At 34.0% G+C, this 11,790-nt stretch carries 13 protein-coding genes; all 13 read left to right on the top strand.

What is annotated here, in order from left to right; translation table 11 throughout:
* Nucleotides 1–21 precede the first annotated feature (21 nt).
* The 13 genes from KKF19_00745 to KKF19_00685 all read left to right on the top strand — a co-directional run bounded on the left by KKF19_00745 (nt 22) and on the right by KKF19_00685 (nt 11,787).
* Nucleotides 22–1,470, top strand: a complete 1,449-nt coding sequence (locus KKF19_00745) for a B12-binding domain-containing radical SAM protein (protein MBU2579489.1) — start codon at nt 22–24, stop codon at nt 1,468–1,470.
* A gap of 66 nt (nt 1,471–1,536) precedes the next feature.
* The gene (locus tag KKF19_00740) at nt 1,537–1,764 is read left to right on the top strand and encodes a hypothetical protein (protein MBU2579488.1); all 228 of its coding nucleotides are present in this window, start codon (nt 1,537–1,539) and stop codon (nt 1,762–1,764) included.
* Nucleotides 1,730–2,158 (top strand): DUF2335 domain-containing protein, encoded by a 429-nt coding sequence (locus KKF19_00735; protein MBU2579487.1) that lies wholly within the window; start codon nt 1,730–1,732, stop codon nt 2,156–2,158. The genes KKF19_00740 and KKF19_00735 overlap by 35 nt, the downstream gene beginning before the upstream one ends.
* A gap of 208 nt (nt 2,159–2,366) precedes the next feature.
* Entirely contained in the window at nt 2,367–3,518 is a 1,152-nt protein-coding gene (locus KKF19_00730) for a glycosyltransferase family 4 protein (protein MBU2579486.1), read from the top strand.
* Entirely contained in the window at nt 3,515–4,093 is a 579-nt protein-coding gene (locus KKF19_00725; protein MBU2579485.1) for a class I SAM-dependent methyltransferase, read from the top strand. Before KKF19_00730 ends, KKF19_00725 begins: the two co-directional genes overlap by 4 nt.
* A 2-nt stretch (nt 4,094–4,095) precedes the next feature.
* Entirely contained in the window at nt 4,096–5,160 is a 1,065-nt protein-coding gene (locus KKF19_00720; GenBank protein MBU2579484.1) for a glycosyltransferase family 4 protein, read from the top strand.
* Nucleotides 5,138–5,854, top strand: coding sequence for a polysaccharide deacetylase family protein (locus tag KKF19_00715; protein ID MBU2579483.1), 717 nt, complete (start codon nt 5,138–5,140; stop codon nt 5,852–5,854). Before KKF19_00720 ends, KKF19_00715 begins: the two co-directional genes overlap by 23 nt.
* Nucleotides 5,851–6,498 carry a methyltransferase domain-containing protein gene (locus tag KKF19_00710; protein ID MBU2579482.1) on the top strand — a complete coding sequence of 216 codons (648 nt, stop codon included), beginning with the start codon at nt 5,851–5,853 and terminating at the stop codon, nt 6,496–6,498. Before KKF19_00715 ends, KKF19_00710 begins: the two co-directional genes overlap by 4 nt.
* 6 nt (nt 6,499–6,504) lie before the next feature.
* Nucleotides 6,505–7,101, top strand: coding sequence for a class I SAM-dependent methyltransferase (locus tag KKF19_00705; GenBank protein MBU2579481.1), 597 nt, complete (start codon nt 6,505–6,507; stop codon nt 7,099–7,101).
* Nucleotides 7,098–8,222, top strand: a complete 1,125-nt coding sequence (locus KKF19_00700) for a glycosyltransferase (protein MBU2579480.1) — start codon at nt 7,098–7,100, stop codon at nt 8,220–8,222. The genes KKF19_00705 and KKF19_00700 overlap by 4 nt, the downstream gene beginning before the upstream one ends.
* Nucleotides 8,219–9,163: a glycosyltransferase family 2 protein gene (locus KKF19_00695; GenBank protein ID MBU2579479.1), complete on the top strand. Its 945-nt coding sequence runs from the start codon at nt 8,219–8,221 to the stop codon at nt 9,161–9,163. Before KKF19_00700 ends, KKF19_00695 begins: the two co-directional genes overlap by 4 nt.
* A gap of 1 nt (nt 9,164) precedes the next feature.
* Nucleotides 9,165–11,015: an asparagine synthase (glutamine-hydrolyzing) gene (asnB, locus tag KKF19_00690; GenBank protein ID MBU2579478.1), complete on the top strand. Its 1,851-nt coding sequence runs from the start codon at nt 9,165–9,167 to the stop codon at nt 11,013–11,015.
* Nucleotides 11,016–11,019: 4 nt separating this feature from the next.
* Entirely contained in the window at nt 11,020–11,787 is a 768-nt protein-coding gene (locus tag KKF19_00685) for a class I SAM-dependent methyltransferase (GenBank protein MBU2579477.1), read from the top strand.
* The last annotated feature ends 3 nt before the right edge of the window (nt 11,788–11,790 follow it).

The following is an 11,790-nucleotide window of genomic DNA, read 5'->3' as shown; positions in this document are numbered from 1 at the left end:
AAATAAAATAAATATTTTTTTATGACAAAAGTTTTACTTATTAATCCTCCATTTAATGTTAATAAGGAGAATTATGATAGTTCCATTTCGGTGGGGCTTTTGAGTATTGGGACATATTTGGATAGTCGAGGCGTAGAAGTGGTGATTGTTGATGGCGTGAGGCAGGAGAATTATTTGGATTTGGTTGAGAAAGAAATTAAAAATTGCGATTACGCGGGGATTTCGGTTATGACGACGCAGGCGCCGGGCGCTTTGGAGGCGAGTCGTTTAATAAAAAGAATAAATTCTAATTGTAAAATTATTTGGGGCGGCGCCCATCCGAGTTTTTTTGTTGAGCAGACGGCGGCGCACCCCTTAATAGACGCTGTTTGCTATGGCGAAGGGGAATTGGTTATGGGGCATATCGCGGAGGGGAGGGATTTGTCAGAAGTGGACGGAATCGCCTACAAGAAAAATGGCGAGGTTGTTATCAACAAGCCGCAGGCGCTTCACAATCCCGCGGAAATGCCTTTGTTTAATTGGGATTTAATGCCCAAAGAGATTTTAGACAGTTTACATTTAGTCCCCTCGTTAACTTCTCGCGGGTGTCCTCATCGCTGCACATTTTGCATCAACGCGATTTTGAAAAATAAATGGCGGCCGAGAACGGCCGAACAGGTTTTGGAGGATTTAAGAATTATTCAAGAAAAGCCGTATTTTAAAGGGAAGAAATTGCGTTTTTGGGATGAAAACTTTTTTGTTGAGATTGAAAGAGCGAAAAAAATTATTGAGGGCATGATAGAAAAAAATTTAATTACTCCCTGGGAAACGACCGTCAGGGCAAATTACTTAAGAGAGGGAATGATTGATGAGAATTTTTTGGGCAAACTCAAAAAATCTGGCTGTTATCTTTTATCCTTTGGCGCGGAATCGGGCTGTCCGAGAATTTTGAAGAAGATTAAAAAGGATATTATGCCCGAGGATGTGATTAATTCGGCGAAGATGTGCCTTGCTATTGGCATCATTCCGCAGTATTCTTTTATGGTCGGCTTGCCGGGCGAAACAAGGAGTGAAGCGATGGAGACGCTTAAACTAATTGATGAATTGGCGAAATTGAGCGATAAAATTCAAATCCTTGGCCCGCAAGCGTTCCGCCCTTATCCGGGTTCGGAACTTTATCGCGAATGTTTGGAAGCCGGCTGGGAGGAGCCAAAGTCGCTTGATGATTGGGAAAGCCGAGTCAAAGATGAATTAAATTATTTGAATGTTCAAAATTTTCCATGGCTGGAAGACCCTGATTTTGTGGAATCGTTGGAAGCGTTCGTCAGATTTGGCGCCCATTCAATCAAAAGCGCGCTCGGTTCAACAGTCAAGTCAAATAAGCTTCTTAAATTATTATTCATCCTCGTTTGCAAACTCCGCTGGAAGTTAAAATTTTTCAAATGGCCGATTGAATTTAAAATCGCAAGGCGTTTTGTTGTGGGAGGTTAATCAGTCAGATGTGATAAAAGGTATTGTCTATTTCTGTTAAAATATGCTATTATAGAAATAATTATTATGAATGAAAAAAGTTCAACATTTTATCTTTTCGCTAGACCATCTTTTATTGGAGGCGTAGCGCATGTTTTGGATTTGGGGGCGAATCTTCAAATTTACAATAAAAGTAAGACTGCCGATGAAGCAGATTATATAGCATTATTAAATGACTGGATAGCAGTAGGTGACGATATCAGAATGTCAATTAATAAATATGAGCAAGAAAACAAAGACAAAGACATTAAATAATCATCAAGTTGTTGTTGGACGAGCAACAGCTCATTTCAGTAGCGGACCTTTGCCACCACCTGTTGTTTTAGAGCAATACGATCAAATTGTGTCTGGAGCGGCTGAAAGAATTCTAACCATGGCTGAGAGTCAATCCAAACACAGGAGAGAAATAGAAAGCATGGTTATCGGATCTGATATTAAAAATTCAAAATTGGGTTTAGTTTTTGGTTTAATTATAGGATTAGCAGGAATTTTAGCCACTGTAACTATTGCTATTTTCGGGCATCCAGTATTGAGCGGTGTAATAGGGTTTTCTACTTTAAGTTCGTTGGTGGGTGTTTTTGTGTATGGTTCGCGAGAAAGAAGGCAAGAAAGAGAAGGCGCGAAAAGAGTATTAGAGACCAAAAAGTAAATAAAAATCTGTTATAATTTTTTCAAAATCCGCCCTTTTGAGAGTGGATTTTTTGATTGACCGAGTATGGTTGATGGGATATGATAGGGATAATAAGAATTATGAACAAGCAATACTTTTGCAGTTGACATAACTTTTGGTGTGATTTGAACTATACATAAGGAACAAACTAATATCTGGTTCCTAAGACATCCTGCGCAAGAAAAATATGAGAGTTTTAATGGTTAGCACAGACAGGACATTGTTAAGCGCCGAGAGCGGCGACGCTTTTGAGCGTCATTTGGAATATGCGCGGAGAGCGGGGAAATTGGATATTATTGTTTTTTCTAAAAAAGGATTTAGAAAGGCGGCGAGCGGTTCTTTGGCTGTCTATCCAACTAATTCAACCGCTAAGTTAAATTATATTTGGGACGCTTTTCAAATTGCCAAAAATATCTATTTCCCAGACAGATTTGATTTGATTGTTTGTCAGGACCCATTTTTAACTGGATTGACGGGCTGGTTGTTGAAGAAAAGATTTAAGACGCCTCTTTTAATTCATTTTCACGGCGATTTTTGGGAGAACAAACATTGGCTAAACAAGCCCAAAAAATGGTGGCATTTGTTTTGGTATAATTGGCTCTTGCTTTTTTTGAGCAAATTTTTGGTTGATGGAGCCGATGGAATTCGGGTCGTAAGCGCGGGGATTAAGGATAAATTAGTTAGGGCGGATGTTCCCAAAGATAAGATTAGAGTTATTTCAACGCCGGTTGATTTGGAAAAATTTGAAAAGGACGACGAGAAGAAAGTGGAGGAATTAAGATTAAAAAACAAGAATTATAAAACAATTATCAATATTGGACTGCGCGATGCTTCCGCTAAGGACTATCCGACTTTATTCAAGACGATTAACTTGGTTCATGAAAAATACGGGAATTTGGCTTTTTGCCAAATCGGAGCGGGGATTTGTCTTCAAGATAGAACAAAAGAGAGCGAGAATTTAATCTTGACTTGCGTTGGAGAAATTAACCAAAAGGAATTAATTAATTATTACCACAGTTCCGATGTTTATGTTTCTTCTTCGTGTAATGAAAGTTTTGGCAAGGTTTTGATTGAGGCGATGGCGGCCGGATTGCCAGTGGTTGCGACAACAACGACGGGCTCCAAAGAAATTGTTGTTGACGGCGTGAATGGATTTTTAGTTCCAGTGGGTGACAGCGTTGCTTTGGCTAAAAAGATTTTGTTTTTACTTAACAATTCTGAAAAAGCGAGAGAAATAGGAGAGGCGGGGAGGAAAATGGTCAAAGAAAGATTTGGGAAGGAGAAGATAATTGGGGAAATGATAGGGTTTTGGAAAAACATCAACAAAAAACAATTATGACTAAGTGGGAAAGGTTTTTTGAGGATAAAATTAGAGAAATCGCCAAAGAAAAAAATATTTTAGATATTGGCGGCGGTTTTCGTTTTCAAAAGGGATTAGATAAATTTAAGGTTCTTTTTGAGAAGACAAATTATCGGGTCTTAGATAAAGAAACATCGTACAAGCCAGATATTATCGGCGATGTTCAAAATCTTCCGTTAGAGGACGAATCATTGGACGCGGTAATTTGCAAAGCGGTTTTAGAACATGTTCCAAGACCAAGAAAAGCTGCTCAGGAAATTTATCGGGTTTTAAGAGTTGGCGGCAAGTGTCTTGTCTATGTTCCTTTCTTATACCCTTATCACGCGCACAAAGGCGTTTACAAGGACTATTATCGCTATACGGACGATGGCATCAGATATTTGTTTAGGAATTTTAGCGAAATTGAAATCTGTCCAGTCAGGGGAAATATGGAAACAGTTTTTAATTTAACGCCCTTGAGAAAAATATGGATTTTAACGACTTTGATTAGGTTTTTTGACAGGTTTTTTTCAGGGGAACAGCCGTCGGGCTATCATGTGTTTTTGATTAAATAATTATGAAATTATTGATGATTACAAGAAAAGTTGATAGAGACGACGCTCAAGCGGGCTTTACTTATGGGTGGGTCAAAAAATTCGCGCTTAATGTGGAGGTTTTGAAAGTGATTTGTTTAGAAAAAGGCAATCTTGAGGGATTACCAGATAATGTTGAAGTTTTTTCCTTGGGAAAAGAAAAAGGCAAAAATCGTTTCAGAGAATTTATCAATTTTCAAAGAGGCGCCTTGAGATTTATTAGAGAAGTTGACGGAGTTTTTTGCCATCAAAACCCAGAATACACAATCTTAATCGCGCCTTACGCCAAGATATTTAGAAAAAAGACAGTGACTTGGTATTCGCACAAGGAGATCAATTGGAAAGTTCGATTAATCAATATTTTGGCTGATAAAATTGTTACTCCCACTCAAGAAGGATTTGGGTTGGAATCAAAGAAAAAAAATGTGGTTGGGCATGGGATTGATACGGATTTATTCAGACCAGCCGTTAATAAGAAAAAGAGGGATGTTTTCCGTATTATTTCTATTGGTCGGATTTCGCCGATTAAGGATTACAAAACCCTAATTAAGGCAGTTGATATTTTAAGAAGCAATCAAAAATTTACTTCAGCGATAAAAGTTTCTATTATTGGCAGTCCTGGCTTGCCAAGTCAGCAATCTTATTTTGACGAAATTAAACAGATTATCCACGATAAAAAGATGGAAGATATTTTTGAATTTAAGGGAGCGATACCCAATCAAGAATTGTATAAGTATTGCCAGGAATCTGATTTGTCGGTTAATCTTTGTCCGACCGGCTCGCCCGATAAAGCGGTTTTGGAATCAATGGCTTGCGGTTTGCCAGTTTTGGTTTGCAACAAAACATTTATAGATGATTTTTCTCCTTATGCCGACTTGTTGATTTTTAATGAAAAAGACCCGATAGATTTATCTGAAAAAGTTTTTAATTTGGCGCAAAGCGATAAGATGGAGGAAATTGGCAAACATTTAAGAAAACAGTCGGTCCAAAATCATAATTTGGATAATTTGGTTTTGAAAATAATCAATGTTTTTAAAGAAATATCTTAAAATTTTTATTTATTTTTTTAAATATTTATTTCTTTGTCAAAAAGGAGCTTCTATTTTGATGTATCATTCGGTAGATTATAATAATGTTTTTTTTACCGTTAAGCCTGAAATGCTTGAAACACAGATGAAGTATTTAAAAAATAACAATTATAATGTTATTAAATTATCTGATCTGATTGATATTTTGAAATATAACAACAAAATACCTAAAAAAATAGTTGTTTTAACATTTGATGATGGCTATAATGATAATTACACAAATGTGTTTCCCATTCTAAAAAAATATAATTTTCCAGCAACCATTTTTTTGATTACGGGGTTAATTGGAAAAGAAATTAATAATTCTCAAAATATAACATTAAAGGCGCTTAATTGGGATGAGATACAAGAAATGCATAATTCCGGTTTGGTTGATTTTCAGCCGCACACGGTTAATCACCGAGAATCAAATCAACAAGAAATTATTGATTCAAAAAAAGAAATAGAAAAAAAACTTGGTAAAAAATGCGAGTTTTTTGCTTATCCTCGCGGATTATATAATAAAGAAATTATAGATACTTTAAAGAATAATGGTTTTAAAGCAGCTCGGACGGTTGAAAGGGGAAAAGTGAATCAAGGAGATAATTTATTTAAATTAAAAAGCGTTTCTGTTAATTCAACAACTTCTTTTGTCCAATTTAGAGCAAATTTATGAAATTTTTTGATTTTATTAAGCAGGTTTTTCAAGGCAAAAGCATAGCGCGGATTCTTTTTAATTGGCGTGTTCAAGAACATTGCCGAGAATTAAAGGGTATTTGCATTGATTTGGCGGCTGGAAGCAATCCAAGTTATTATAAATATCTAGATTTTAAAAAAATTAAGATAATTAGAGCGGATTATAATTTAGACAAGTCGCCAGATTTAAAAATTGATTTAAATCAGTCACTGCCCTTAGATAATAATTCAATAGATAATATTTTTCTTTTTAATGTTATCTATATTATCAAAAATCCGAAAAAATTGCTCAAAGAGATTCATCGAGTTTTAAAAAAAGGAGGTCGTTTATTCATTAGTTCGCCTTTTATTTTCAACGAGGCCAGGGAGCCAAATGATTTTAGGCGGCTGACTTCGCAGGGGTTGGAAAGAGCGCTGGGAAAAAGCGGTTTTTCTGATTTTGAAATTATTCCTTATGGAGAAAGATTTTCAGTAATTGTATATTTGTTACATAATTTTTTTATATTTAATTTCATAAGATTAATTGCTTTTAGTAAGGCGTTGTTATTTGATAAGTTAATTCCTAAAAAAATTAAAAAACTTCATCCTTGCCCGCTTGGTTATTTTATTATCGCTAAAAAATAATTATTAATGGATAAACACTATAATTTTTTCAAATATGATTATAAAGATAGGTGGACAAGCTATTGGCATCAAATAGACGAAGTTTTGAAATTGAGACCAAAAACAGTTTTGGAAATTGGCATCGGAAATGGGACAGTGGCTGATTGTTTGAAAAAACAGGGGTTAAAAGTAAAAACCCTGGATATTAGCGAGGATTTGAGGCCTGATTTTATAGCCGATGTCATGAAAATGCCCATAGATAATAATTCATTTAGTGTTGTTTTATGCGCGGAGATTTTAGAACATTTACCTTTTAAAGATTTCGAAAAGGCGCTCTTAGAATTAAAAAGGGTAACTAAAAAATATGTCGTTTTGAGTTTGCCGCATTTTGGTCCGCCGATTAAAATTAGTTTTAAAATTCCTTTTATTAAAGAGATTAAAATTGTCTTTAAGATTCCTTATCATCCAAAACATAAATCAGGCAGAGTTCATTATTGGGAAATAGGCAAAAAGGGGTATTCACCAAGGAAAATAAGAAACATTATCAAAAAATATTTTGAAATTCAAAATGACTTTGTCCCTTTTGAAAATCAGTATCATCATTTTTATATCTTAAAAAAATGAAACTTGTTTATTTAACTAATGCAAGAATACCGACAGAAAAAGCGCACGGCATTCAAATTATGAAAATGTGCGAGGCGTTTGGAAATGCCGGAGTAGAATTGGAATTAGTTTTGCCGTGGCGGTTTAATCAAATCAAAGAAAATTCTTTTGATTTTTATGGCGTAAAAAAGAGTTTTAAAATTAAAAAAATATTTTCTTTGGATTTCATTTTTTTAAATATTCCTAAAATATTTTTTTGGGTCCAAAGTTTATCGTTTTCTATTTCGGCATTTTTTTATTTATTATTCAAAAAAACAGATATTATTTATTCTCGGGATTCTTTTCTTTTGTATCTAATATCTTTCTTTAAGAAAAATCTTATTTTAGAGCTTCATTACTTGCCAAAACATCTTTTTCTACACAAAAGGGTTTTCAAAAAAGCGAAAGCCGTTATTGTCATAACCAAACAATTAAAAAAATCTCTAATTGAAAAGGGGATTTCGGAGAATAAGATTTTAGTCGCGCCAGACGGGGTTGATATAGGTAAGTTTGATATAGATATTTTAAAAGATGAGGCAAGAAAAAAATTAAACTTGCCCCAAAACAAAAAAATTGTTCTTTATAGTGGCCATTTATATAAATGGAAGGGAGCGCAAATATTGGCTAACGCGTCTAAATTTTTAGAAAAAGACACAATTGTTGTTTTTGTTGGCGGGACTAAAGAGGATGAAGAAAGATTTAGAGATAAAAACAAAAATTTAAATAATATTTTAATTTTGGGACACAGGCCTTATTCTGAAATTCCATATTATCTGAAAGCAGCCGATGTTTTGGTTCTGCCTAATTCTGGCAAAGAGGAAATTTCCAAGAGTTGGACTTCGCCGATGAAAATGTTTGAGTATATGGCAAGCCAAAGACCAATTGTCGCTTCTGATTTGATTTCTTTGAGGGAAATTCTTAACGAAAACAATGCGGTTTTAGTTGAGCCAGACAATTCGCGCGCTTTAGCAGAGGGAATTATGAGCGCGTTGAAAAAAGATGATTTTTCTGCTAAAATTCTAATAGAAGCATGGCAAAATGTTCAGAAATATACTTGGACGGAAAGAGTTAAAAATATTTTACTTTTTATTAAACCATTATGAAATTAAGCATTATTATCCCAATTTATAATGAGGAAGAAAGTATTTTTAAGTTGTACCAAAAACTTAAAGAAGTTTTGTCTATATTAGATGCGCAATACGAAATAATTGCCGTGAATGATGGTTCAACTGATAATAGTTATCAAGCGCTTAAAGAGATTTCTCAAAACGATAATGCGTTTAAAGTAATTAATTTTAGGAAAAACTTTGGTCAAACAGCGGCAATTTCAGCAGGAATAGATATGTCAAAGGGAGAAATTATTGTTCCCATTGATGCTGATTTAGAAAATAAGCCAGAAGATATTCCTAATCTTTTAGAAAAATTAGACGAAGGATATGATGTTGTTTCTGGATGGAGAAAACATAGATGGGAAGAAAGTTTTTTTACCAGAAGATTAACTTCTCTTATTGCTAATTTGCTAATTTCAAAAATAGTTGGGCTAAAGTTACACGATTACGGATGCACAATGAAGGCATATAGGAGAGATGTTATCAAGGATATTAAATTTTATGGCGATATGCATCGCTTTATTCCGGCTTACGCAATGTGGTATGGCGCGAAAATAGTTGAAATTCCAATTGCTTATGAGCCCAGGCAATACGGAAAATCAAAATATGGGATAGGACGAACCTTCCGTGTTTTATTAGACATCTTAACAATTAGATTCTTAACGGATTATTTAAATCGTCCAATGCATTTTTTTGGCAGAATTGGATTTTGGTTGTTTCTTTTTAGTTTCTTATCAGGTTTTTTAGCTTTATATCTTAGATTCTTTTTTGGAGTATCGTTAATTTTAACTCCATTGCCGCTATTGACCGCGTTCTTGGTTATTATTGGCATTCAGTTTATTTTAATGGGTCTTTTAGCGGAAATATTGATAAGAACTTATTACGAATCTCAAAAGAAATCAGTTTATTTAATTAAAGAAAAAATTAATTTTTAATATGTGCGGATTAGCTGGCTATCACGGCAAAGGAAACAGAGATATTTTAGAAAGAATGACGCATTCTCTGGAGTATCGCGGACCCAATGATAAGGGTTTTTTTGTTCAGGATGGAGTTGGTCTGGGGCATCAGCGACTTTCTATTATTGACCTAAGCGACAAAGGACGCCAGCCGATTAGTAATGAAGATGAAACAATTCAAGTTGTTTTCAACGGAGAAATTTATAATTTTCAAGAGTTAAGAAAAGATTTAATTGCGCGCGGACATAAGTTTAAGAGCCAAACAGATAGCGAGGTTATTGTCCATCAATATGAAGAAGATGGCGTTGATTGTTTTAAAAAATTTAACGGGATGTTCGCCATCGCTATTTGGGATGGCCTACAAAAAAAGATTGTTTTATCTCGCGACCGCTATGGGCAAAAACCGTTCTATTGGACATTAGCGGGGGATACTTTAATTTTTGCTTCCGAAATGAAAGCGATTTTATGTCACCCTTCGGTTAAAAAAGAATTAAACCAATTGGCGGTTGAACAATATTTTTCTTTTGATTATGTTCCGCAACCGCTCACAATTTTTAAAAATATTCATAAACTTGAAAATGGAGCATTACTTGTTTTTAAGGACAATAAAGTTAGTTTGGGTAAATATTATCAAATAGAATTTGGCGGAGAAGAAATGGCTTTTCCGTCAGCGGTTAAAAATTTTGGAGAATTATTAAACGATTCGGTTAAAAGACGATTAGTCGCGGATGTCCCTGTCGGAATCTTTTTATCTGGAGGGATTGATTCCTCAACCATCGCGTATTTTGCCAAAAAACAAAAAGAAGATATTAAAACATTTTCCATTGGATTTAGCGAATCAAGTTTTGATGAATCCTCTTACGCTCAACAAGTGGCCAAATTATTAAAAACAGAACATTATCACCGAGAATTCGGACCGCAAGATTTATTAAATGTTATTCCAAAAATTACTGAAAAATTAGATGAACCATTTGGCGATCCCTCTATTTTGCCGACATATCTGCTTTCGGAGTTTACGGCGGAAAAAGTTAAGGTTGCTTTAGGCGGAGATGGAGGCGATGAATTATTGATGGGTTATCCAAATCATCAGGTCCAGAAAATTATTTCCTCATTAGGTCTAGTCAATTTAAAATCTAAAGTTAATTTTGCTAAATTTTTAGAAAGATTACTACCGGTTTCTGATAAAAATTTAACTCTTTCTTATAAAATCAAAAGATACGCGCAGAGTGTTTCTTTTCCCGCTTTATTTCGCGATTTTTTGAATATAGGCGGATATATTAGCGGGTTTGAAAATCTATTTAAGTTTAAAGTTGAATCGGGAGAATTATTTAAATTCGCCGGAGATTTTTTAAAAAATTATCAGGACAAAAATTATTTAAATAAAATTAACGCCTTATTCTTGAAATATTACCTACAAGATGATATTTTATTCAAAGTTGATCGCTCGAGTATGTATAATAGTTTAGAAGCGCGAGCGCCCTTTTTAGATTTTCGCTTGGCTGACTTTGTTAATTCTCTTCCTTTGAATTATAAATTGCGAGGATTTGAGACGAAATATATTTTGAAAGAATTAATGAAGGATAAATTGCCTAAGAATATTATTTATCGCAATAAAAAGGGGTTCGGCGTTCCTTTAACAAGATGGCTTAAAAAAGATTTGAAGGGATATATGATGGAAATTCTTAGCCAAGCAGAGATAGACAAGACGGGTTTATTTCATTATGAGTTTGTAGAAAAATTAATAAACGATCATTTAAAAAACAGAAGAGATAACCGGAAGATATTATGGAATTTAATTGTTTTCCAAAATTGGGCTAAAAGATATTTATAATATTATGAGTTCAGAAAAACGTTTTGGTTATGAATGGCAAAAATATAATGTAATAGATTTAAATTACGAGTTACAATTTTGTAAATGGATTAAGCCATTGAAACCAAGTGATTTTGAAGATAAAAAAGTTTTAGATGCTGGATGTGGCATGGGCCGTAATAGTTATTGGTCTTTAAAATATGGGGCCAAAGAATTGGTGGCTTTTGATTTTGATAAACGAAGTGTTGCCGTAACTAAGAAAAATTTGTCTTGTTTTAATAATGCTCGTGTTAAATTTGGTAGTATTTATGAAATGTCTTGGCAAGATAAATTTGATATAGTATTTTGCATTGGGGTTATTCATCATTTAGAAAATCCTAAGAAAGCTATTAAGAATTTAATCAAAGCTGTTAGGCCGGGCGGAAAAGTTCTGATTTGGGTTTATGGGTATAATAATAATGAATGGATAGTTAAATTGGTTGATCCAGTTAGAAAAGCACTCACCTCTAAATTGCCTTTATGGTTAGTTCATTTTTTAAGTTATTTTGTTTCTATTCCTTTGTGGATTTCAGTCAAAACATTTAATGGTCCAGGATTATATTTGAAACAGTTGTCGGATTTTAAATTTTGGCATATTCATAGTATTGTTTTCGATCAATTGATTCCAAAAGTTGCTAATTATTGGACCAAACAAGAGGTATTAGATTTGTTTGAAAATTTTGATAATATTAAAGACATAGAAATTCATTCAGTTAATAACAATAGTTGGACAGTTTTAGGCGAAAAGAAATAATTT

The sequence above is a fragment of the Patescibacteria group bacterium genome, from assembly GCA_018830295.1.
Classification (GTDB): Bacteria; Patescibacteriota; Minisyncoccia; order Portnoybacterales; family UBA2143; genus JAHJSM01.
The sequence above is the reverse complement of the archived record's forward strand: the minus strand, read 5'-3'. Positions and strand labels throughout refer to the sequence as shown.